The 22,357-nt window shown below is 73.3% G+C and carries 17 protein-coding genes and 1 pseudogene; 6 read left to right on the top strand and 12 right to left on the bottom strand.

Annotated features, from left to right (window positions below; all coding sequences use genetic code 11):
* The first annotated feature begins 357 nt into the window (after window positions 1–357).
* Window positions 358–1,428, top strand: coding sequence for an NlpC/P60 family protein (locus ACIP5W_RS00720; protein ID WP_401464577.1), 1,071 nt, complete (start codon window positions 358–360; stop codon window positions 1,426–1,428).
* A gap of 10 nt (window positions 1,429–1,438) precedes the next feature.
* Here ACIP5W_RS00720 and ACIP5W_RS00715 read toward each other — a convergent pair whose 3' ends face one another.
* On the bottom strand, window positions 1,439–2,179 hold the full coding sequence (locus ACIP5W_RS00715; protein WP_401464574.1) for a LuxR C-terminal-related transcriptional regulator: 741 nt from the start codon (window positions 2,177–2,179) through the stop codon (window positions 1,439–1,441).
* A complete protein-coding gene (locus ACIP5W_RS00710; RefSeq protein ID WP_401464571.1) occupies window positions 2,179–3,501 on the bottom strand; it encodes a PspC domain-containing protein in 1,323 nt (440 codons plus the stop codon). Before ACIP5W_RS00710 ends, ACIP5W_RS00715 begins: the two co-directional genes overlap by 1 nt.
* A gap of 143 nt (window positions 3,502–3,644) precedes the next feature.
* Between ACIP5W_RS00710 and ACIP5W_RS00705 the strand changes: the two genes are divergently transcribed.
* Window positions 3,645–5,063: a PspC domain-containing protein gene (locus ACIP5W_RS00705; protein ID WP_401464568.1), complete on the top strand. Its 1,419-nt coding sequence runs from the start codon at window positions 3,645–3,647 to the stop codon at window positions 5,061–5,063.
* Window positions 5,050–5,301, top strand: a complete 252-nt coding sequence (locus ACIP5W_RS00700) for a hypothetical protein (protein WP_401464565.1) — start codon at window positions 5,050–5,052, stop codon at window positions 5,299–5,301. The genes ACIP5W_RS00705 and ACIP5W_RS00700 overlap by 14 nt, the downstream gene beginning before the upstream one ends.
* Window positions 5,302–5,378: 77 nt before the next feature.
* Here ACIP5W_RS00700 and ACIP5W_RS00695 read toward each other — a convergent pair whose 3' ends face one another.
* The 3 genes and pseudogenes from ACIP5W_RS00695 to ACIP5W_RS00685 form a co-directional block, all read right to left on the bottom strand.
* On the bottom strand, window positions 5,379–5,912 hold the full coding sequence (locus ACIP5W_RS00695; protein WP_401464562.1) for a DoxX family protein: 534 nt from the start codon (window positions 5,910–5,912) through the stop codon (window positions 5,379–5,381).
* A 164-nt stretch (window positions 5,913–6,076) separates the two neighbouring features.
* Window positions 6,077–7,354, bottom strand: a complete 1,278-nt coding sequence (locus ACIP5W_RS00690; RefSeq protein WP_401464559.1) for a hypothetical protein — start codon at window positions 7,352–7,354, stop codon at window positions 6,077–6,079.
* A 174-nt stretch (window positions 7,355–7,528) separates the two neighbouring features.
* Window positions 7,529–7,675, bottom strand: a pseudogene (locus ACIP5W_RS00685) (class II aldolase/adducin family protein); the annotation flags it as partial.
* 110 nt (window positions 7,676–7,785) lie between these two features.
* On the opposite strand from ACIP5W_RS00685, the gene ACIP5W_RS00680 reads away from it, so the two are divergent.
* A complete protein-coding gene (locus ACIP5W_RS00680) occupies window positions 7,786–8,277 on the top strand; it encodes a pyridoxamine 5'-phosphate oxidase family protein (protein WP_401464556.1) in 492 nt (163 codons plus the stop codon).
* A gap of 40 nt (window positions 8,278–8,317) precedes the next feature.
* Here ACIP5W_RS00680 and guaA read toward each other — a convergent pair whose 3' ends face one another.
* Window positions 8,318–9,898 (bottom strand): glutamine-hydrolyzing GMP synthase, encoded by a 1,581-nt coding sequence (guaA, locus tag ACIP5W_RS00675; RefSeq protein WP_401464553.1) that lies wholly within the window; start codon window positions 9,896–9,898, stop codon window positions 8,318–8,320.
* Window positions 9,899–10,107: 209 nt separating this feature from the next.
* On the opposite strand from guaA, the gene ACIP5W_RS00670 reads away from it, so the two are divergent.
* The gene (locus tag ACIP5W_RS00670) at window positions 10,108–10,500 is read left to right on the top strand and encodes a chorismate mutase (RefSeq protein WP_401465606.1); all 393 of its coding nucleotides are present in this window, start codon (window positions 10,108–10,110) and stop codon (window positions 10,498–10,500) included.
* Between the two features lie 850 nt (window positions 10,501–11,350).
* Window positions 11,351–12,373 carry an LAETG motif-containing sortase-dependent surface protein gene (locus tag ACIP5W_RS00665; RefSeq protein ID WP_401464550.1) on the top strand — a complete coding sequence of 341 codons (1,023 nt, stop codon included), beginning with the start codon at window positions 11,351–11,353 and terminating at the stop codon, window positions 12,371–12,373.
* Between the two features lie 116 nt (window positions 12,374–12,489).
* On the opposite strand, the gene ACIP5W_RS00660 is transcribed toward ACIP5W_RS00665, so the two are convergent.
* From ACIP5W_RS00660 to ACIP5W_RS00635, 6 genes are all read right to left on the bottom strand, one after another.
* A complete protein-coding gene (locus ACIP5W_RS00660) occupies window positions 12,490–14,367 on the bottom strand; it encodes a GMC oxidoreductase (protein WP_401464547.1) in 1,878 nt (625 codons plus the stop codon).
* Between the two features lie 29 nt (window positions 14,368–14,396).
* Window positions 14,397–16,010: a succinic semialdehyde dehydrogenase gene (locus ACIP5W_RS00655; RefSeq protein ID WP_401464544.1), complete on the bottom strand. Its 1,614-nt coding sequence runs from the start codon at window positions 16,008–16,010 to the stop codon at window positions 14,397–14,399.
* A gap of 104 nt (window positions 16,011–16,114) precedes the next feature.
* Window positions 16,115–16,621 (bottom strand): hypothetical protein, encoded by a 507-nt coding sequence (locus ACIP5W_RS00650; RefSeq protein WP_401464541.1) that lies wholly within the window; start codon window positions 16,619–16,621, stop codon window positions 16,115–16,117.
* 28 nt (window positions 16,622–16,649) lie between these two features.
* Entirely contained in the window at window positions 16,650–18,482 is a 1,833-nt protein-coding gene (locus tag ACIP5W_RS00645; protein WP_401464538.1) for a serine/threonine-protein kinase, read from the bottom strand.
* A 102-nt stretch (window positions 18,483–18,584) separates the two neighbouring features.
* Window positions 18,585–20,174 carry a serine/threonine-protein kinase gene (locus ACIP5W_RS00640; RefSeq protein ID WP_401464535.1) on the bottom strand — a complete coding sequence of 530 codons (1,590 nt, stop codon included), beginning with the start codon at window positions 20,172–20,174 and terminating at the stop codon, window positions 18,585–18,587.
* A gap of 156 nt (window positions 20,175–20,330) precedes the next feature.
* Window positions 20,331–22,238, bottom strand: a complete 1,908-nt coding sequence (locus tag ACIP5W_RS00635; RefSeq protein ID WP_401464533.1) for a protein kinase — start codon at window positions 22,236–22,238, stop codon at window positions 20,331–20,333.
* Window positions 22,239–22,357: the final 119 nt, after the last annotated feature.

Genomic DNA, 22,357 nt, shown 5'->3' with positions numbered 1-22,357 from the left:
ATCGGTCGGCCCGCCGCGTGAAGTCGACGCCCCGGGACCGGTGGTGCGGCCACTTCCGGTCACCTGGCAGTCCACTCCTGTCACTTCCGTACATCGCGTCACCGGACCGACCCGAACGGGCCTAGCGTCCTCCCCCAGGTGACCGGCTTCCCACCGCCGCCCGGCCCGGGGCGGCAGTCGGACACCACCGCCGAGAGTCCGGCGACGCTCCGCTCCCCCGTGCGGGCGTCGCCGGGCACGTCAGCCGCACCGCGCGGCCGTGCGTCCGCTCCCCCGGCGGCCGAGGACCGTCCCCGCGGCCCCGGTCCCCGGCGGCCGTACCGACGAGGCGGTCGACGAAAGGACGTGCAGTCCCACGTGGCAGCGCACCGCAAGCCCCGCCGGCGTTCGGCCGGCGGCCACACGGCCCGCACGGCGGTGACCATCGCCCTCGCCGGTGTGGCCGGCGCGACCGCCTTCGACGGGATCGGGCACGCCGAGCCGAACCCCACCCCGGCACAGGTGAAGGCCAAGGTGGCCAAGCTGTACCGGGAGGCCGAGGCCGCCACCGAGAAGTACAACGGCGCCCGCGAGAAGGCGACGGCCGCCGAACGACGACTGGAGGCGCTGCGCGACGAGGCCGCGCGCAAGGAGGCCCGGCTCAACACGGCCCGCGAGGCGCTGGGGACGATGGCCGCGGCCCAGTACCGCGGTGGCGGCCTCGACCAGGCGGTGCAGCTCGCGCTCTCCGACGACCCCGACCAGTACCTCGACAACGCCGCCTTCGCCGAACGGGCGGGCGACCGCCAGTCCGCCGCCGTCAACCGGGTCGGCAGGCAGCTGCGGGAGCTCGAGCAGCTGCGCGGCGCCGCCCGCGTCCAGCTGACCGCGCTCAAGACGCGTCAGGCGGAGCTGAAGCGCCACAAGAAGACGATCACCGAGAAGCTGGGCACGGCGCGGCGCCTGCTGAACCGGCTCACGGCCGAGGAACGGGCGCGTCTCACCGCGGACACCGGCGGCGGAACGGACACCCGTGCCTCACGGACCTCGGCGGGAGCCCGTGCCGGCCTGCCCTCCCCCGGCACGGCCACCGCTGCCAACTCCCGCGCGGCGGCGGCCGTCTCCTACGCCTACGCCAAGCTGGGCAGCCCCTACGTGTGGGGGGCGACCGGCCCGAACGCCTTCGACTGCTCGGGCCTGATCCAGGCGGCGTACCGCTCGGCGGGCGTCTCCCTGCCCCGCACGACGTACGCCCAGATCGACGCCGGGCACCGCGTCTCCCGCTCCGAACTCCGGCCGGGCGACCTGGTGTTCTTCTACCCCGGCATCACCCATGTCGGGCTCTACATCGGCGGCGGCAGGATGATCCACGCCCCGAACCCGTCGGCCCCGGTGCGCGTGGCACCGATCGACGAGATGCCGTACGCGGGGGCCACCCGGGTGGTCTGAGACTCCCCCGTCACACCAGCCGTCGGGCCGTCGCCCAGCGGGTCAGCTCGTGGCGGTTGGACAGCTGGAGCTTGCGCAGCACCGCCGAGACGTGGGACTCGACCGTCTTCACCGAGATGAACAGCTGCTTGGCGATCTCCTTGTAGGCGTAACCGCGCGCGATGAGGCGCAGCACCTCGCGCTCGCGCTGGGTGAGGCGGTCGAGGTCCTCGTCGACCGGCGGGGCGTCGGTGGAGGCGAAGGCGTCCAGGACGAACCCGGCGAGCCGCGGCGAGAAGACCGCGTCGCCCTCCTGGACGCGGAAGACGGAGTCGACCAGGTCGGTGCCGGTGATCGTCTTGGTGACATAGCCGCGGGCGCCGCCGCGGATGACGCCGATCACGTCCTCCGCGGCGTCCGAGACGGACAGGGCGAGGAAACGCACGGGCCGCTCGGCGTCGCTCATCAACGGGGCGCAGCGGCGCAGCACTTCGACGCCGCCGCCGCCCGGAAGGTGCACGTCGAGCAGGACGACCTCGGGCCGGGTCGCGGTGATGACCGTGACCGCCTGGTCGACGTCGGCGGCCTCGCCCACGACCTCCACACCGGTCTCCTCGGTCCGGCCGATCTCGGCCTGCACGCCCGTGCGGAACATGCGGTGGTCGTCGACGAGGACCACCCGCACGTGCCGTCCGGCGCCGCCCCCGTCGTGCGCGGGCCCGGCCGCCGGGGCCGCCCCCGTAGTGCCGTTCGTCTCGGTCGGGTCGCTCATCACTTCTCCGCCCTCTCCATCTCCAGCTCGACCTCCGTGCCGCCGCCCGGGACCGCCCGCAGCCGCGCAGTGCCGCCGTTGCGCTCCATGCGGCCGATGATCGATTCTCTGACGCCCATCCGGTCGGCGGGTATCGAGTCGAGGTCGAAGCCGGGACCGCGGTCCCGGACGGACACGAAGACCGTCCTGCCCTCGACCTCGGCGTAGACCTGTACGGCGCCGCCCTCGCCACCGTACTTCGCGGCGTTCACCATCGCTTCGCGCGCGGCCTGCATCTGTGCGGTCAGCCGCTCGTCGAGCGGGCAGTCGCCGACGACCACGACCTCCAGGGGGACGCCGTGCTTGTCCTCCACCTCGGCGGCGTGGCGCCGGACCGCGTCGGCGAGGGCGGTGGGCTCGTCCGTCTCGTCCTTGCCGGTGCCCTCCGGCTTGTACAGCCAGGTGCGCAGGTCGCGCTCCTGGGCGCGGGCGAGGCGGCGCACCTCGCCCGCGTTCTCCGCGTTGCGCTGGATCAGGGTCAGGGTGTGCAGCACCGAGTCGTGCACGTGGGCGGCGACCTCGGCCCGCTCCTGCGCGCGGATGCGCATCAGCCGCTCCTCGGACAGGTCCTGCGTCATGCGCACCAGATAGGGCCCGGCGAGCAGGGTGATGCCGACCAGGACGGCGAGGGCCGCCTGCAGGACCGAGCCGAGGTGGGCGGCGGAACCCTGGAGGACGAAGATGCCGGAGACACCCGCGGTGACCAGCAGGACACCGGCGCCGGCACGCAGCAGCGTGAGCGTACGGCGTCGGCGGCCGACCTCGACCCAGCGGGCCCGCCGGGCGTTGTCCGCCTGGCGCCAGACGAGGGCGACACCCGCGCCGACCAGCACGGCGGGCAGGAGGTAGGCCTTGGCGCCACTGCCCAGGTTCACATTGCCGACGAAGACCATGGCGACGACGACCATGAGGAGCAGGGCGACGATCTGGCCCTTGTCGGGCTTGCGGGCGACGAGCCTGCGGCGGCCGTCGGGCGCGGTCCCGGTGGCGACGAAGGAGGGGGGCCGCTGGTCGCCGACCCCGCCGATGCCGAGCGGCACGAAGAACCAGAAGGCCGCGTAGAGCAGGGCGCCGAGGCCGTCCGCCATGAACAGGCCGACGAACACGAGCCGCACCCAGATCACGGGCAGCCCGAGATGCCCGGCGAGCCCCCGCGCCACACCACCCAGCCAGCGTCCGTCGCCGCTGCGGTAGAGCTTGCGCGGCGGCCGCGGTTCGACGAGTGGCGCTGTTGCGGCTTCCGGCATGCCAACGATGGTCACACGGCCACAGGTCCCGGGCATCAGGGTTCGCCCCCGAGACGCCCCTGATCTTCGACGGGCCCGCACGTCGAACGTGTCCCGGGCGACGGCTCAGGGCCGATATCAGGGTCCGACCAGGGTCGTTCCGACTGCCGCCGGGGCCGCTCGCCCGCCACCATGGACTCATGACGGATCACCAGCACGCCGCGGACACCGGACCGGACGGGAGCGGCGCACCCGACGCGGCCACCCCGCCCGCCAGCGCCCACGGCGGGGCGTCGGCGCCCGGCCCCGGTTCCCACCCCGGCGGCGGCCCCGGCCTCGCCGAGCGCCCCCCGCACCGGTTCCGCCGCGACCGCGAGCACAAGATGCTCGCCGGGGTGTGCGCGGGCCTCGGGCGGCAGTGCGACATGGACCCGGTGATCTTCCGGATCACGCTCGCCGTGCTCTCCGCGACCGGCGGCATCGGACTCATCTTCTACGGCTTCGCCTGGCTGTTCGTCCCCTACACCGACGACGGCCAGAACGAGGTGCGCAAGCTGCTGACCGGCCGGGTCGACGGCCAGGCCCTCGCGGCCGTGCTGTTCGCGCTGGTGGGCTGCGGAGTGTTCCTGTCGATGCTCAACAACGGCGGTGTGCTCACCTTCGCCGTCGTCCTCTCCCTCCTGCTGGCCGGCGCCGGCTACTGGTCGCGGTACCGGGAGGCCTCCGACGCCGACCCGCTCGCCGCCCAGGCCGTCGCCGACGCCCCGCCGGAGGCCCAGGCGCCCCCGGTCCCGGCCGCGTACCCGTCCTGGTGGCGCGACCCGATAGTGAAGGACGGCACGCACGACGGCGGCACGGGGTACCTGTGGGGTCCCGGGGACTCCCACGCCCCGGAGTTCGTGCCGTCGGTCCACGTCGACTTCCTCGGGCACGCGCACGCCAGGGAGGCCATACGCTCCTTGCACAGCCGGCCGACCCGGCCACGAAGCCCCCGCTGGACAGGCGGCTGGTCCTTCCTGCTCGCGCTGCTCGCGGGCGGCCTGGCGACCCGGCTCGCCTGGGACGAGCACCCGCTGGGCACCAGCCTCCAGGCCGGCCTGTCCGTCGCGCTGATCGTGCTCGGCACGGGCATCGCGGTCAGCTCGCTGCTGGGACGCACCGGCGCGGGGTCGGTCCTCCTGGCGATCGTCACGGCCGGCCTGCTCGCCGGCTCGGCCACCGTGCCGAAGAACGTCGGCACGCGCTGGGTCGACACGACGTGGCGGCCCACGGCGGTGGCGGACGTCCGGGAGGGCTACGACCTCGGCACCGGCGACGCCGTCCTGGACCTCTCCCGGCTCCGGCCCGCGAAGGGGCAGACGGTGAGCACCGACGCCGAGGTGGGGCTCGGCCGGCTGCGGGTGATCGTGCCGCCGGAGGTGACGGTGACCGTCCGGATCGACGTGGGCCTGGGCGACATCCAACTGCCGGGTGACGACCAGAAGGACGTGGACGTGGAACCGGGCAAGCACAAGGAGGTGACCTTGTCCCCCGTCTCCGGCGGCAAGGACACCGGGACGATCGACCTCGACCTCCGGGTCGGGGCGGGACAGGCGGAGGTGGCCCGTGCTGCGTCATGAGTTCCGGCCGGGCCGGCTGGTCGCCGGCTCCGCCTTCGTCCTCGTGGGAGTCATGTACGCGGGCGACGCGGGCGGTCGCTGGGAGACGCCCTGGTTCGCCGTCATACCCGTCGTCGTGGGCGGTCTCTGTCTGGCGGCCGTGACCGGCCTCGTGACCCGTGCGATCCGCGGACACCGGGACGGAAACCCGGACGCCGCCGCGGAACGGGACGCGGGAGCGGGAGCCGCGGGAAGCTGACCTCCGGAGCGGGAGCCGGAGCGGCGGGAGCGGCGGGAGGCTGGCTCCGGAAGGGGGTGTGCCGGGGGCGGCACGGCCTACAGGAAGCCTCCGGACCGCTGACGCCTCCTGGCGTGCCAGGCGGCGTCGAGGGAGAGGACCGGGGCACCGGCGAGGACGAGCGGCAGCCACGCCATGAGGTAGGCGAGGTCGTTGCCGTAGTAGTACGGGTCGGAGGCCCAGCTCACGGTCAGCCACAGGCTGAGGGAGATCAGCGCGCCGCCGAGGGCGGCGAGGCGGGTGAGGACGCCGAGAAGGGTTCCGATGCCGACGGCGAGTTCGCCGAAGGCCATGGCGTAGCCGAAGCCGGTGGGGCTCTTGAGGGCGAGGTCGACCAGGGCGGGGATGGCCGAGGAGTCCCGTACGGCCCGCATGGTGTCACCGATCGAGCCGGCGCCGCTGTCCTTGAGGAAGGCGCCGTCGGTGAGTTTGTCCAGGCCGGCGTAGACGAAGGTGACGCCGAGGAAGATCCGGAGCGGGAGGAGGGCGTAGCGGGTGGCGGTGTCCCGCCAACTGCCGCGGCCGCCGTCGCGGTAGAGGGAGTGCGTGTCCGTCCGCCTGCCGTGAGTCATCGCCCGTAGCCGCCCGTCGCCCGCAGTGGTGGAGCCCTCGGCAAACCATACGCAGGAAAGGGGCGGTGCGCTCAATGGTCGGTCAGGTCGCCGAACACCTCTTCCGGGCCTTGGCCGTTCGGGTCCTGTGCGTCCGGCTCCCGCTCGCCCCCGTCCCGCCTGTCTCAGTCCGTCACGTCGATCGCGTAGCGGTTCGTCTCCACGCCGGCCGCGGTGACCACCTGTACCTCCACCCGGCCGGGCTCGACCTCCACCGGGACCGGGACGGTGAGGACCGCGTCGGTGGGGTTGCTGAAGCCGCCCGTGACCGGGACGAGGGGCACATGGACGTGGACGGGGCCGATGCGGACGACCATGCGGGAGAGGCGGTCGGCGGTCTGCGCACCCGGCGGCACGAATCCGGCGCCGCGGATCTCGATGTCGTCACCGGTGCGGATCGGGGCGTCCAGGTCGCCCGCCTCACGGGAGCGGACGACGGACAGGATCACGGGCCGCCCGCCCTCGGCGTACTTCCCGGCGAGGTAGGTCGCGGCCGACACCAGCACCACCACGGCGAGGCCCCAGGGCAGGTCGGGCAGCTGGTCGGGGCGGCGGGCGAGGCGTACGGCGGCGAAGGCCAGGGCGACGGCGCTGATCACGACGTACTGGATGTCGGCGAAGGTGCCGTGGCCGGCGTCGTCGGTGAACAGGTCGGCGGCGCGGGGCCGGGCGGCGCGGACCTTCTGGAGCCGCTGGCCGAGGACGCGCAGACCGACCACGCGCCGCACCAGCACGGCGATCGCGCAGACCACCGCGAGGACGGTCACCACGCCGGCGCCGCGCGCCAGGTCGAGTCCGGAGATCAGGGCGTCGCGCTCGGCGGGTCCGGACGCGGCCGCCAGCCTGCCCACCAGGACCAGCACCGCGTACGCCAAGAACAGCACCCAGGCGGCGGCGACCGCACGGGAGGTGGACAGGCGGTTGTCCTCGCCGATCACGGGGGCCAGTGCTCCGCCGCGCGTCCGGTGGAACCAGGAGGCGGCGGTCAGGGCGCCGCCGACGAGCAGCGCGGCGAGCAGTCCGGCGGTGCGGGCCGTGGTCCAGCCGGCGCCGGTCGCGGTCAGGGACTGCACCAGCAGCAGGGTGACGACCGCGGCCCCGACCGTGCAGGCCGTGCGCAGCCAGACGCGGTTCAGCCAGGACCGGCCCTCGGCGCGGCCGCGTTCGGCGACGAGCTCGGCGGACTGGGCCAGTTCCTCCGACACCCACTGGCGGGAGGCGGACGCCGAGTGGGCGACGGCGGCCGGCAGGCCCTGTCCGGCGGCGAACTCGTCGCGCTTCACCAGGAAGGCGGCGACCGCCCGCCGGTGCCCCTCGCGCGCCCCGTGCGGGCAGTCCCCGCAGGCACAGCCCCCGTCGTGCGCGCCCGGTTCCGGGCCCTGTCTCGCCTCCTGCACCGCCACTGCCGACGCCCGCCTTCCCCGCTACCCGTACGGCTGATGGCCCCGGTGAGAACCGGCCACCGCCTCTGTGAACAACTCCCCTGCGACGACAGCGAATTGTGCCCTACGGCACCCCGTCGCGTTCCGGCAGGTCTGGTCAGCGCGGGTGACGCCGGGCCCGCCGTGTTGACCCGGCTAGCCGAGCAGGTCGGGTTCGCTGCGGCTGATGTCCTGCCACAGGGGCTGGTAGTTGATCCACGCCACCAGGTCGCCGCCGAGCTGTTCCCGGGTCGCCACGGCAGCCTTGTGGTCGATCAGGACGCGCCGGCCTCCGACCCGGGCGCCGGGCGTCCCGCGCCGGCCTCCGGCTCGCGGCACCGCCCTGTCCTGCCGAAGACGGACCGGATTCATACCGGACAGAAGATGTCGGGTATCGGCGTCACACTCGCCGTATGACAGCACGTTCCACGACAGCGGTGAAATGGGCGGTGTTCGCCGAGGCGGAGCCGGAATTCGCACGGGTCGTCGAGGACCGGTTCGGCGCCTTCACGCACCACGTCCTCGCGACCCTGCGCAGGGACGGCTCCCCGCGCACCAGCGGCCTGGAGGTGCGCTTCCTGGACGGTGAGCTGTGGTTCGGCATGATGCCGGGCTCGCTCAAGGTGTTCGACCTGCGCCGCGACCCCCGTTTCTCGCTCCAGGCCAACCCGGGCGAGGGCACCGGGATGGGCGGCGGCGACGTACGGGTCAGCGGGCGGGCCGTCGAGGTCGAGGACGGGGAGGCGCGGGCCGGGTACGTGAAAGAGGTGGAACCGCCGCAGCCGTTCCACCTCTTCCGCACCGAGCTGACGGAGGTCGTACGGACCTACGTCGAGGACGACACGTACCTGGTCGCCCAGGTCTGGAAGCCCGGAGAGCCGGTGCGCGCTCTCAGGCGGACCTGACCCCCGCAGGGCCTGCTCCAGAAGGCCTGCGCCGGGGGGCCTACTCCCACTCGATGGTGCCCGGCGGCTTCGAGGTGACGTCGACGACGACCCGGTTGACGTCACGGACCTCGTTGGTGATCCGGGTGGAGATCTTCGCGAGGACGTCGTACGGCAGGCGCGACCAGTCGGCCGTCATGGCGTCCTCGGAGGAGACCGGGCGCAGGACGATCGGGTGGCCGTAGGTGCGGCCGTCGCCCTGGACGCCCACACTGCGGACGTCGGCGAGGAGAACCACCGGGCACTGCCAGATCTCGCGGTCCAGACCGGCCGCCGTCAGTTCCTCACGGGCGATCGCGTCGGCGTCGCGGAGCAGGTCGAGGCGGTCCTTGGTGACCTCGCCGACGATCCGGATGCCGAGGCCGGGGCCGGGGAACGGCTGGCGCTGGACGATCTCCTCCGGCAGGCCGAGTTCCTGGCCGACCATGCGGACCTCGTCCTTGAACAGCTTGCGCAGCGGCTCGATGAGCTGGAACTCGAGGTCCTCGGGCAGTCCGCCCACGTTGTGGTGGGACTTGATGTTGGCGGTGCCGGTGCCGCCGCCGGACTCGACCACGTCCGGGTACAGGGTGCCCTGGACCAGGAACGCGACCTCGGGGCCCTCGTCGGCGATGATCTCCGCCTGGGCCTGCTCGAAGACGCGGATGAACTCGCGGCCGATGATCTTCCGCTTCTCCTCGGGGTCGGAGACACCCTTGAGGGCGGTGAGGAAGCGCTCCTCCGCGTCGACGACCTTCAGCTGGACGCCGGTCGCGGCCACGAAGTCCTTCTCGACCTGCTCGGTCTCGCCCTTGCGCATGAGGCCGTGATCGACGTAGACGCAGGTCAGCTGGGAGCCGATGGCCTTCTGGACCAGGGCGGCGGCCACCGCGGAGTCGACGCCGCCGGACAGGCCGCAGATCGCGCGCTTGTCGCCGACGAGTTCGCGGATGGCGGCCACCTGCTCGTCGATGACGTTGCCGGTGGTCCAGTCCGGGGTGAGACCCGCGCCGCGGTACAGGAAGTGCTCGAGCACCTGCTGGCCGTGGGTGGAGTGCATGACCTCGGGGTGGTACTGGACGCCGTAGAGCTTCTTCTCGTCGTTCTCGAAGGCGGCTACGGGGACGACGTCCGTGGAGGCCGTGACGGAGAAGCCCTCGGGGGCGGCGGAGCAGGCGTCGCCGTGCGACATCCACACGGCCTGCTCGGCCGGGGTGCCCTCGAAGAGGGTGGAGGAGGAGCGGGAGACGTGCAGGTCGGTACGGCCGTACTCGCGGGCGCCGGTGTTGTCGACGGTGCCGCCGAGGGTCTGCGCCATCAGCTGGAAGCCGTAGCACATGCCGAAGACGGGGACGCCGGCCTCGAACAGCTCGCGGTCGAGGCGGGGGGCGCCCTCCTCGTAGACGGACGAGGGACCGCCGGAGAGGATGATCGCCGCCGGGTTCCTGGCGAGCATCTCCGCGACCGGCATGGTGCTCGGCACGATCTCGCTGTAGACCCGGGCCTCGCGGACTCGACGGGCGATGAGCTGGGCGTACTGCGCGCCGAAGTCGACGACCAGGACGGTGTCGGGGGCGGCGGCAGCGGGAGTCGCTGTTGACACGGGGGCCTTCCGGCGGTTTGGGCGGGGTCTCTGTGCTGGCCAATTCTACCGAGGTGGGCGTGGGACCGGTCCCGCGCCGGGGACCGCCGGGCCCGCGGCCCCCGGCGCCCGTGAACCGCCGTGGCATACTGGCCCCATGCTTTCGCACGCGACCTTCGTCTTTACCTATGGCACCCGGCCCGCCGGCTGCCATGGTCGTGCTGCTTGAGCTGACGCAGCGACTTCCCAGGCGCCCCGGGCCGACAAGGCCCGGGGCGCCTGTCGTTTCTCCCGGGTCCTGCCGTTCCGGGGCATCCGTACCCACCACCACAGGAGCCCCCATGACCGCCACCGACGTGACCGGCGCCCGCACCCCCGAGGCCGCCGACCTGATCACCGGCGCGCGTGACCGCATCGACGCGCTCGACGACCGGATCATCGGTCTCATCCAGGAACGGGTCGCCGTGTCCGCCGTGATCCAGGAGGCCCGGATCACCTCCGGCGGCCGGCGCGTGAACCTGTCCCGCGAGATGGAGATCCTCGACCACTACCGGCAGGCCCTCGGCAAGCCCGGCACGTCGCTCGCCATGACGCTCCTCGAACTGTGCCGGGGTCGCATCTGAGTTCGGTGCCCCTCTCACCCGTACGGCGCGTGACCGGCCCCGGACGGCTTCGTTGGTCCCGGTGTCCGCTCCAGCCAGGGGCGGGCCCGGAAGAACCACGCGTGGCTCACTGGAGCGATGAGGCGCACGGGTCGTGCCGTGCGCCGTGGGACCTCGCTCCAGGGAAGTGACCGGACGGCAGGGGACAGCAGCCCGGTCACCCAAGAGAACGGCCGGCCCCGGGGACGCTCGGGGCCGGCCGGCGGGAAGGGCAAAAACACACAAGGGCTGGGTCAAACGGTTGCGGGCGCCGCGTTCATCCAGCACGATGCGTAGAAAGCCCCAAGTCCCGCCGGGGACAACCGCATTGCACCACTCTCCCGCACTGTGACCCGATGAGTGGCGTTGTGTCCCCACCGACCGCCAAAGGTCCGGACCAGTCGCGCGCCCCGCGTACGCCCCGGCGGCCATCCGGCGCGGACACGGAAGCTCGACAAGCCAGCGGCGCAACCCCCCGGCGCCGCTCCGCAGGCACCGGCGCCGCCCTGACGCCGGTGCTGACGGTAAGGAAGGGCCCCGCGGATCCGTCCCGCGGGGCCCTTCGCCGTACCGGGCAGACCCCTTCGCCGTACCGGACAGGGCCCTTCGCCACGCCGGGCAGACCCCTTCGCCACGCCGGGCGGAGCCCTCTCCATGCCGGTGTGACGCATGCCACATAAGAAGCGTGTGAAGAGAGGGCAACTCTTCACAGGCTCGGCCGGTCACACCTAGCGAACTCAGGGCCGTCAGCCGCTCCCCCATGCGGAAGGCCTCCTCAACCGCGCCGCGGCCTCGCCGCCGTGACGCATCTCATCGATCGAGGTCTCTTTTCATGAAGCTCCGCCGAGCCGTGGTGACCATGGCCGCGACCGCCGTCCTCGCGCCGCTGGCCCTGCTGTCGGCGCCGACCGCCTTCGCCGAGGAGAGCGGCACGGCGTCAGCCAGCGCGTCGTCGTCCGAGAGCACCTCCGCCTCGCCGTCCGACTCGGCGGGTTCCTCGGAGTCCGCGTCCGCGTCCGAGTCCGCCTCCGAGTCCGCGTCGAGCTCGGCGTCCGCCTCCGAGGAGACGGAGCCGACCGGCTCCCCGTCGTCCTCCTCTTCGTCCTCCTCGTCGGCGTCCGCCTCCTCCTCGCCCGGCGGGGAGCCGTCGGAATTCCCCGACGACTGCCCGGTCGACGAGGACGGCGTCGACGTCGACTCCCAGCTGGAACTGTCCGTGTCCGGTCTGCCCGGCAAGATCGTCGCAGGCAGCGGGTGGCACACCTTCAAGCTCACCGCCGCCAACCACAGCGACGAGGCCCTGGGCACCGTGCAGTGGCTCGCGGCCATCGACAACGAGTCGATGAGCGACGACGAGCGGACCTGGCTGAGCACCTACGCCAAGATCGAGTACTACGACCCGCAGGCCAAGGCCTGGGACTCGATAGCGGACGACTTCGGCAACGGCTTCTACTTCGGCCAGACGGAACTCGGTCCCAAGGAGACCGTCGACATCAAGCTCCGCGTCGACATCACGGCGAAGGCCCCGGCCGGCGACGGCTTCACCCTGGGCCTCGGCGGCTACGTCGACGCGGAGAAGAACTGCGTCCACAGCTCCTTCGCGCTCTACGAGTTCACCGTGCTCCGGCCCGGCAGCAGCAACGACGACCCGGGTGAGGCCAAGCCGGGCGAGGGCCAGGCCCCCGAGGGCGGCAAGCAGCCGCAGGGCGGCGCCAACGAGATCCCCGCCACCGGCAGCCTCGCCGAGACCGGCTCCAGCTCCGTGCTGCCGATGATCGGCCTGGTCGGCGGTGTCGCCGTCGTGGCCGGTGCGGGTGCGGTGTTCACCGCGCGCCGCCGCAGGACACAGGCGTAGGCCTGACAAGGCCCCTGGGGCCACCGTGAAGGAGGGACCTGCGCTCGGAGGGGGGCGCAGGTCCCTCTTTCGTGTCCGGTGACCTCTTCTTCCGGGTCCGGTTCTTCCGGGTCCGGCTACTTCTTCGGTGGCACCGTCGGCATTCCCAGGAACGGCAGCCGCAGGGCCGCGAACGCCTCCGCCGGGACCGCCGGGTCGCGCGGTTGCACCGGCTTCAGCCGCTCGTAGGCCGCTCCCTGTGCGGGGCGCGGGTCCCGCTCGCCCTTGTTCGGCCAGTACGACATCGCGCGCTCGGCCTGGGCGGTGATCGTCAGCGACGGGTTCACGCCGAGGTTCGCCGAGACGGCGGCGCCGTCCACGACAGAGATGCCGGGGTGGCCGTACAGCCGGTGGTAGGGGTCGATGACGCCGGTCTCGCGTGAGTCGCCGATCGGGCAGCCGCCGAGGAAGTGGGCGGTGAGCGGGGTCCCCATCAGCTCGCCCACGTTGGAGCCGGCGAAGCCGTTGATCTCGGCGGCGAGGGCGTCGGCCGCCACCGAGGCCGCCTTGATCTGCTTGGGGTTGGGACTGCCGTGCCCCTGGCGTGCGGTGAGCAGGCCCTTGCCGATACCCGTCTGCTTCAGGTGCGTCGTCAGCGAGTTGTCCAGGGACTGCATGACCAGGCCGATGATGGTCTTCTCCGACCAGCGGCGGTTGGACAGCGAGCGCAGCACGAGGACGGGGTGGCGGGCGGCGTTCGCCAGCCAGCCGGCGACCCGCGACGAGCCCTCCGCGTACGGCACCTGGAGGATCGACAGGCTGCCCATGGAGTTGGAGCCCTTGCCGTAGCGGACCGGCTCGATGTGGGTGTGCGCGTCCGGATGGATCGAGGACGTGATCGCGACGCCGCGCGTGAAGTCGGCCTTCGCCCGCCCGGTCGCCCTGCGGTAGCGGCGGTCGTCGGTCTGGGCGCCGACCAGCGCCTCCGAGTTGGTGCGGGTCAGCTCACCGAGCCGGTCGGAGAGGTACGGCAGCTGCCGGCCCGCCTTCATGCGGTGCAGCAGGGTCTGGGTGCCGTAGGTGCCGGCGGCGAGGACGACCCGGCGGGCGGTGAAGGTGCGGCCGCGCGACCTGCGGCGGTCGTCGGTCGGGAGGGTCGCCACCGCGTACCCGCCCCGGGAGTCGTCGGTGACCGAGACGACCGTCGTCAGGGGGTGGACGACGGCGCCCGCCCTCTCGGCGAGGTAGAGGTAGTTCTCGTTGAGGGTGTTCTTCGCGCCGTGCCGGCAGCCGGTCATGCACTCGCCGCACTCGTTGCAGGCCTTGCGGGCGGGACCCGCGCCCCCGAAATAGGGGTCCGCGGCCTGCTCGCCGGGCCGTGCCGTCACCGACCCGTCGGCGTCCTTGCCGTCCCCGAAGAACACGCCCACCGGCGCCATGTGGAAGGTGTCGCCCACACCCATCCGTTCGGCCGCCGCCTTGAGGTGCACGTCGGACGGGGTCGTCGTCGGGTTGAGGCGCACGCCGAGCATGCGGGTGGCCTGGTCGTAGTAGGGGGCCAGCTCCTCCTGCCAGTCGGTGATGTGCCGCCACTGCGGGTCCTCGAAGAAGGGCTTCGGCGGGACGTAGAGGGTGTTGGCGTAGTTGAGGGAGCCGCCGCCGACGCCCGCTCCGGCCAGAACCATGACGTTGCCCAGCAGGTGGATGCGCTGGATGCCGTACATGCCGAGCCTGGGGGCCCAGAGGTAGTTCTTCAGGTCCCAGGAGTTCTTCGGGAGCGACTCGCGGGTGAAGCGGCGGCCGGCCTCCAGGACGCCGACCCGGTACCCCTTCTCCGTGAGGCGCAGGGCGGTGACCGAGCCGCCGAAGCCGGATCCGACGACGACGACGTCGTAGTCGTACGCGTCGTCCACGGCCTCGGTGTCGACCTCGGTGTCGGTGTCGGTGTCGACCGCGGCGTCCTGGCGGCCGGGGCCGTCCTCGTCCCGGGGCTGGGCGGAGTTCTCCTGTGACACGTGCTCTCCTCGTCGAGAACGGGTGCGGTCTAGCGGAAGCGGAACGCCTTCATCAGGCGCAGGCTGCGGCTCATGAACTCCGCGTACTTCTCGTCGTCCATGCCCAGCGACGGCGCCATCGGCAGCAGCCGCTGCTGGGCCACCGTCTGGGCCTCGGTGTACTTGAGGATGCCCTCGGAGCCGTGGCGGCGGCCGAGGCCGGAGTCCTTCATGCCGCCCATGGGCGACTGGACGCTGCCGTAGGCGGGGGCGTAGCCCTCGTTGACGTTGACGGTGCCGGTGCGCAGGCGGGCGGCGACCGCGCGGCCGCGCCGGCCGTCCTTCGTCCAGACCGAGGAGTTCAGGCCGTACGGCGTCGCGTTGGTGCGTTCGACCGCCTCGTCGTCGGTCGCGAAGCGGTAGACCGAGACGACCGGGCCGAAGGTCTCCTCGCCGCACACGGACATCGGTTCCGTGACGCCGTCGAGGATCGTCGGCTCGAAGAAGTACGGGCCTATGTCCGGGCGGGCGACACCGCCGGCGACGACCCGGGCGCCCTTGGCGACGGCCTCCTCCACGTGCCGGGTCACGGTCTCCAGCTGGCGTTCGCCGACGAGGGAGCCCATGTCGGCGCCGTAGGCGAGGGACGTCCCGAGGCGCATGGCCTTCGTGCGGGCGGCGAAGCGCTCCAGGAAGGCGTCGGCGATCGACTCGTGGACGTACAGCCGCTCGATGGAGATGCACAGCTGACCGGCGGAGGAGAAGCAGGCGCGGACCGCTCCGGCGGCGGCCTTGTCGATGTCGGCGTCCTCCAGGACCAGCATGGCGTTCTTGCCGCCGAGTTCGAGGGAGACGCCGACCAGGCGGGCGGCGGCACCCTGCGCGACCTCGCGGCCGGTGCGGGTGGAGCCGGTGAAGGAGACGTAGTCGGCGTGCCGGACGACCTCGGGGCCGACGACCGGGCCCTCGCCGATGACGACCTGGAAGACCTCGGCGGGCAGCCCGGCCTCGATGAGCAGGTCACGGGCCCACAGCGCGGTGAGGCAGGTCTCCGTGTCGGGCTTCATGACGACCGCGTTGCCCGCGACGAAGGCGGGCAGCGCGTCGCCGACGGAGAGTTCGAGCGGGTAGTTCCAGGGAGCGATCTGGCCGACGACCCCGCGCGGGTGACGCAGCTCGGTGACCTTGGTCAGCGTCGGCATGGCGCCCGCGTGCCGCTTCGGCCGCAGGTAGGCGGGGGCCTTGCGGCCGTAGTGACGGGCCGCGACGGCGACCGCCTGCACCTCCTCGTGGGCGTGCAGGCGCGCCTTGCCGGTCTCCAGCTGGATCAGGTCGAGGACCTCGCCCTGGCGCTGGAGCACCAGGTCGTGGAAGCGCAGCAGGACCGCGGCCCGTTCCCGCACCGGCACCTGCGCCCACACCGCCTGCGCGGCCCGGGCCGCGGAGAACGCCCGCTGTACGTCCTCGGGAGTGGACTCGGGCAGGTCGGCGAGCTTCTCGCCGGTGAACGGCGTGTGGTTCGCCGTGAGCCCGGAACCGACGACGCCCCTGGTGAGGTGGGCGACGAGCTGGGGGGTCACCACGTCGGCGGCGGTACGGGCGCCGGTGGGGGTCGGGGCGAGGGGGTTGGTACCGGTCTTCTCCGGGGCCTGCGAGTCCGTCATGAGCCGCAGGGTATGACGTGGCGAACACTTTTGGTACCCGTCGGTAATAGGGATTCACCGACCGCACACACGACGCCAGTGGTCACTGGCAACAAACCCGCTGATCAGCGCGTTGTGCGTGATGGTTCCCCGTTCCACGACACCGCGCCCCGCGGCATCTCGATCCGGAGCCGGTCACGGGCCGCCGCGAGGACGGCCGTGCCCCGCTCCTCGTCCCACGCGCCTCGGCCGCCCGCCCGAGCGGCGACCCCGGCGCCCTGTCCCACTGCGTGAGGCGTACGCCGACGGAGCTCCATGACGATCCGGGGCAGTCCGTCCCGAAGGCCCCCGCCCTCCTCCACGACGACGTCGTGGAGGGAGACCGCGCAGGGGTGCTCGACGCGGGCGGCGGCGCGGGCCTCGTGGTGGAGGCGGTGGGCCGCACGGCGACGGGCCTCGTCCCCGGGATTCCCCGGCAACCGGGTTTCCCTGACGGCCGCCCCGCGTTCCGCGGGCAGGTCCCGGGCCCGCCGCACGGTGCCCGTGACGCCGGCTCCGACGCGTTCGAGCAGCCGGTAACGCCCGCCAAGGGCAAGGCCGTTGGCGCCTCCGGGGTCCCCGTCGCCGCTCATGTCACATGCCTGCCACGAGCGTGGCCCGTCAGAGCCTGTCCACGTCGAGGTGGGCGATCGCCGTCCGCGCCACCTCCCGGCCCCGCTCCGTGAAGTCGCCCTTGCCGGGGTAGGCGACGGTGAGCTTGTACATGTCGCCGGCGGTGGACTTGTAGTACAGGGTCCGCATCTCGCGGGGGCGGGGGTTCTGGGTGTCGTCGGTGGTGTAGCGGACCGTGTTCTCGGCGGCCGGCCTGCCCCGGTACTCGGCGGTGGCGTCCGGCTCGGTCTTCGGCCCCTTCGGCATGTCGAGGGCGTAGCTGCCGTTGGTCTTGAAGTCGTCGTTGTCCTCGTACATCTCGGCGGCCGCGGAGTCCTTGATCTCGCCGCCGGTGTCCTCCGCCTTGCGGTCGACCGTCAGGACGATCGAGACGGCCCCGCTCGGGTCCGTGAAGCTGACCCAGTGGTCGTCGTCCGACTCCCGGTCCGGCGTGCCGATCACGTAGTCCTTCGGCACCGCCAGCGTCGCGGTGACGTCCTTCTGGGCGCTCGTCGTCCAGTCGGCGGGCAGCCCGCCGCCGGAGGGGCCGGCGACGATCAGCCAGGCCGCGACCGCGGTGGCGACGACCGCCGCCCCGAGCCCGGTCCAGAACAGCCTGGTGCCGACCCGCAGACCCCAGCCGGCCCGTCCGGCACTGACCACGACGGACCAGCCGTCGATCGGGCCCATCGCGGCTCCGGTACCGGCTCCGGTACCGGTGCCGGTACCGGTGTCCACTCCGGCTCCGGCTCCGGCTTCGGTGGGGCTTCCGGGCGCGGTGACCACCTGGGCGGGCGCCGGGGCGGGCGCCGGGGCGGGCGGGTTCGCGGCGCGCTCCAGCAGGGCGCGGACCTGCGCGGCCTGCGGGCGGCGGGCCGGGGCCTTCTCCAGCAGGCCGTTGATGGCCTCGGCGAGCGGGCCCCGCGCGGCGGCGGGCGGCGCGGGCGCGGCGTTGAGGACGGACTGGAGGGTCGCCGGGGTGTTGCTGCGGCGGAACGGCGAGACGCCCTCCGTCGCCGCGTACAGCACCACGCCCAGCGACCACAGGTCGGACGCCGGGCCGGGGCGCTGGCCCAGCACCCGCTCGGGCGCGATGAACTCGGGCGAGCCGACGAAACCGCCGGTGTCGGTCAGGTTGGTCTCGCCCTCGATCTGGGCGATGCCGAAGTCGGTGAGGACGACCCGGTCGTGCCGCCCGAGCAGCACGTTGTCCGGCTTCACGTCCCGGTGCAGGATGCCCGCCGCGTGGGCGGCCTCCAGCGCGCCGAGCACCTCCAGGCCGACGCGGGCCGCCTCGCGCACGCCGAGCGTGCCCTCCTGCAGGGCGGCGCCGAGCGAGCGCCCGTGGACCAGCTCCATCACGATCCACGGCTGCCCGTCGACGACCGCGACGTCGTGGACGTTCACGACGGACGGATGGTCCAGCCGGGCCGCGGCCCGCGCCTCGCGCCGCATCCGCTCGAACGCGTTGGCCCGTTCACGTTCGGGAAGGTGGTCCGGTACGCGCGGCTCCTTGACCGCGACCTCCCGGTCCACCGTCTCGTCCTTGGCCCGCCACACCGTGCCCATGCCGCCGTGCCCGAGCTTGGCGAGGAGCCGGTAGCGGCCCGCGATGAGCCGCCCGACGCCGTTCTCCCGCGGGACGGGCGCGGCCTGGGCGGGCATCGCGTAGGGGTTGCCGGGCTGCGGACCCGGCGCGTCGTGGGACGCCTGCGGAGGCTGCGGCACCTGCGGAGGCTGCTGTGCCTGCGGAGGCTGCTGCGCCTGTGCCTGCCGAGGCGGTTGCAGAACAAAACTCGTGGTCTCGTCGGCCCCGTGGCCCGGTCCCCCGTTGTGGCTCATGCGTCCATCCATATCGCGCCACTCGGGCCGATATCCACCAGGGGCCCCCACCGGTCACAGACCCGTGACGCAGCCCGTCCCTCATCTCCCCTTATTCCGGCCTTATTCCGGTACGAGCGTGTCGACGGCCACGTCGAAGTACTCGCGCGCCTCCCGCGCCTTGCCCACCGGCGCCGAGACCCACACGTCGTACAGCCGCCCGCCGTCCTCCCAGCACAGGTCGTACGTGTGCCGGGCGCCCTCCGCCGCGTCGAAGCCGTCCCAGGTGAACTCCCAGAGGGCGGCGGGCCGTCCGGCGCGCGTCGTCTCGGTGACGCGGCCGTCGCGGTAACCGGGGTTGGTGTCGGGGCCGTTGAGCGCGGCGCGTTGCATCACCCCGAGCGGGCCGCCGGGCTGGGGCACGCCGATCTTCACGCCGATCCGGAAGATCTGCCCCGGGGACAGGTAGAAGACCCGTTCGCCCTGCGGATCCCGGGTGAACCCCTCCGGTACGGCGAGCGTGAACCCGGCCGGGTCGGCGACGACGCGGTAGCCGGCGGGCGCGCTGGGGCGGCTCCGGGACGGGGTGGCGGAGGGGGTGGGGGCGGGCGTGCCGCTGGACGTCGTACCCGCCGCGCCGCCCGGTCCTCCCGGTCCTCCCGGTGCCGAACTCGACGGCGTGCCGCCCCCGTCGCCGTCCCGGTCGAGCAGCAGCGCGGCCGACACGCCGGCGCCCACCATCGCCGCGACCAGCAGCGCGGCCACCAGCGCGCCCCGCGTGGACCGCCGGCGGAGCGGGGGGTCCGGGACGGGGCGGGCGGGCCGCTGACGCGGCAGGTCGGCCTGCGCGGGCGGGTACCCGGTCCGGACGGTCGGCGTGCGCCCGGTGTCCAGGAAGGCGCGCAGCATCCGCTCGGCCCGCTCCGCGTCCAGCCGCCGGTCCGGATCCCGCTCCAACAGCCCCCGTACGACGGGCAGGAGCGGCTCGGCCTGCGGAGGCGTACGGATGTCGGCGAAGACGACGGCGTGCAGGATGCCGCCGAGCGAGTCGCGGCGGAACGGCGACTCGCCGCTCAGTGCCGTGCACAGCAGCGCGCCCAGCGACCACAGGTCGGACGCGGGGCCGGTCCGCTCCCCGGACATGCGTTCCGGCGCGGTGTACTCGGGCGAACCGACGAAGGAGCCCGTCTCGGTGAGGGTGGTGGCGCCCGCGACCTGTGCGATGCCGAAGTCGGTGAGGACGGCGCGGCCGGTGGCGGAGTCGACCAGGACGTTGGCGGGCTTGATGTCCCGGTGCAGCACACCGGCCGCGTGTGCGGCGCGCAGCGCGCCGAGCAGGTCGGCGCCGATCCGGGCGGCCTCGCGCGGGTCGATCGGGCCCCGCTCGGCGATCCGGTCGGCGAGCGAGCCGCCCTCGATCAGCTCCATGACGATGTAGGGCCGTTCGTCCTCCACGACGACGTCGTGCACCACGATGATGTGCGGGTGACTGAGCTGGGCGACCGCGCGGGCCTCGCGCAGCGTCCGGTCACGGCGGGCGCGGGCCTCCTCGGCGGACAGGGAGTCGTCCTGGACCAGTTCCTTCACCGCGACACGCCGTCCCAGCAGGTGGTCCGTCGCGCGCCACACGATTCCCATGCCGCCACGCCCGAGCCTCGCCTCCAGCCGGTAGCGGCCCGCGATGACCCGGACGGCGTCCCCCTCGGTCCCCATGGGCCCATCATGCCCCACCGGACGCCACGCCTCCGGGGCGCTGATCGGCCAAGTCGCGCGCGTCGCCGCCCCGCCGCAACGGTGCCGGACTCACCAGGGTCTTCCGTCCGGACCAGGCCGGACCCCGCGAGCCCGGCCTGATCCGGACGAGAGGCCTCAGGTGCCCGGCGGCTCCCGCCAGCTCTGCAGCACCGAGGTGAACTGCCGGGCGGTGCGCGCCCAGTCCTCGGCGGGCGAGGACATGTAGATGACGTACTCGGTGCCGTCGCGGGAGATGTACGTCTCCTCGACCGCGTGCCGCGGGCCGGGGAATTCGGTGTCCTTGGCGAGCGCGGTCCAGGTGTACTCCCACCGGGCGCCCTCGCGGTCGCGGTAGGTGTTCCGCTCCAGGGTGACCTGCTCGTAGTCGACCAGTCGCTGGAGCTGCTGTTCGAGGTCGACCTGGTGGGCGTACGGGTCGTCGAAGTCCGGGGACGTGTCGATGGCGATGCGGACGAAGTGCTCGCCGCCGTCGGGCGAGTAGTCGACCTGCTTCAGGTCGCCGTCGTCCTGGAACAGCTTCCGCTCCCAGGTCCGGGGCAGCGAGAGCCCGAACCCGAGGGGATCGTCGATGTCCACCCAGGTGTCGGAGACGGCGCCCCGGTCCTTCTGCTTGCCGGTGGCGGTGGGGCTGGGGCTCGGCGAACCGGAACCCCGCGTCGTACCGTCGCCGTCCCAGGTCCGCAGCGCCACCGCCGTACCGCCTCCGACCAGCGCGGCGACGACTACCACGAGCGCGAGGGTGCGCAGCCGGCGGCGCCGGGGCGGCCGGCTCGGCGAGGTCTGCCCGGGTCCCGGCCCGGTCGGCCCGTTGGCGGTCGGGCCGGTGGCGGTCGGGCCGTTGGCGGTCGGGCCGGTGGCGGTCGGGCCGGTGACGGTCGGGCCGGTGACGGTCGGGCCGGTGACGGGGTGGACGTGCGTCCCGGAGGCGGCCGGGACGGGGGTGGCGGAGGCGGGGGTGCCCGGCCCCGCCACCGTCCCGGCGTACGGGCCGGGGGGCGGGTACGGCGTGCCGCCGGCGTACGTGGCCCCGGACGGGTACGGCGTGCCGCTGCCGTCCGCGAGGTGGGCCGTACCACCGGCCGGTGCCCCGGTCGCCATCCTGTTCACCCCGGCGGTCGTTCCGCCGCCCTGGGCGCCCCGGCCCTGCTCCGGCCTCGGCCCCGGCCCCGCGTACTGCGTCGGTACGTACGCCTGTGCCTCGTCGGGCCGGCGGCCCTCCGCCGCCTCCGCGAGCAGGCGTTCCGCACCGTCCGTGTCGGGCCGGGCGGCCGGGTCCTTGCGCAGCAGCGCGGTGATGACGGGGGCGAGCGGGCCGGCGTACCGCGGCTCGGCGGCCTCCTCCTCGACGACCGCCTGCATCGTGGACAGCGGCGAGGTTCGGCGGAACGGCGAACGGCCCTCCACCGCCGTGTACAGCGTGGCGCCGAGCGCCCACAGGTCGGAGGACGGACCCGGGTCGTGGCCGCGGACGCGCTCGGGGGCGAGGAAGTCGACGGACCCGACGACCTCTCCGGTGCGGGTGATGGTGGTGTCGCCCTCGATCTGGGCGATCCCGAAGTCGGTGAGCAGGACCCGGCCGTCGTCGGAGAGCAGCACGTTGCCGGGCTTGACGTCGCGGTGCAGGACGCCCGCGGTGTGCGCGGCACGCAGGGCGCGCAACACCCACAGGCCGATCCGGGCGGCCTCGGTCGGCTCGACACGGCCGTCCGCCTTGACCGCGTCGGCCAGTGAACGGCCCTCGACCAGCTCCATCACGATCCAGGGACGGCCGTCGTGTTCGAGCACGTCGTGCACGGTGACGACGGCGGAGTGGTTGATCCGCGCGGCGGCGCGGGCCTCGGCCCTGGTGCGCGCCAGCAGGACCGAACGGTCGCTCTCGGAGACGTAGAGCGCGGCGGTCAGCTCCTTGAGGGCGACGGACCGGTGCAGCAGGTCGTCGTGCGCGCGCCATACGCGGCCCATGCCGCCGCTGCCGATGGCGTCGACGAGCCGGTAACGGCCCGCGACGAGCAGGCCCTGCATCTGATTCACGTTGCCCCGCAATGCTCTTGACAGGATCAGCGTAAAGACCGGCCCCCGTCCGGGGAACCTGCGGGGGGCCACGGAAACCGCACTGTGACGGTTGTCGCTTCTGCCCTTGT

It is taken from the genome of Streptomyces sp. NPDC088766 (genome assembly GCF_044750845.1).
GTDB lineage: Bacteria > Actinomycetota > Actinomycetes > Streptomycetales > Streptomycetaceae > Streptomyces.
Note: the sequence above shows the minus strand (reverse complement) of the source record. Positions and strands in the feature narration are given on the sequence as shown.

Coding starts and splice junctions, on each gene's coding strand:
- ACIP5W_RS00715 (WP_401464574.1), bottom strand. CDS start 2,179: ATGAGCGACCCGACCGAGACGAACGGCACTACGGGGGCGGCCCCGGCG.
- ACIP5W_RS00710 (WP_401464571.1), bottom strand. CDS start 3,501: ATGCCCGGGACCTGTGGCCGTGTGACCATCGTTGGCATGCCGGAAGCC.
- ACIP5W_RS00705 (WP_401464568.1), top strand. CDS start 3,645: ATGACGGATCACCAGCACGCCGCGGACACCGGACCGGACGGGAGCGGC.
- ACIP5W_RS00695 (WP_401464562.1), bottom strand. CDS start 5,912: ATGACTCACGGCAGGCGGACGGACACGCACTCCCTCTACCGCGACGGC.
- ACIP5W_RS00680 (WP_401464556.1), top strand. CDS start 7,786: ATGACAGCACGTTCCACGACAGCGGTGAAATGGGCGGTGTTCGCCGAG.
- ACIP5W_RS00665 (WP_401464550.1), top strand. CDS start 11,351: ATGAAGCTCCGCCGAGCCGTGGTGACCATGGCCGCGACCGCCGTCCTC.
- ACIP5W_RS00655 (WP_401464544.1), bottom strand. CDS start 16,010: ATGACGGACTCGCAGGCCCCGGAGAAGACCGGTACCAACCCCCTCGCC.
- ACIP5W_RS00650 (WP_401464541.1), bottom strand. CDS start 16,621: ATGAGCGGCGACGGGGACCCCGGAGGCGCCAACGGCCTTGCCCTTGGC.
- ACIP5W_RS00645 (WP_401464538.1), bottom strand. CDS start 18,482: ATGAGCCACAACGGGGGACCGGGCCACGGGGCCGACGAGACCACGAGT.
- ACIP5W_RS00640 (WP_401464535.1), bottom strand. CDS start 20,174: ATGGGGACCGAGGGGGACGCCGTCCGGGTCATCGCGGGCCGCTACCGG.
- ACIP5W_RS00635 (WP_401464533.1), bottom strand. CDS start 22,238: ATGCAGGGCCTGCTCGTCGCGGGCCGTTACCGGCTCGTCGACGCCATC.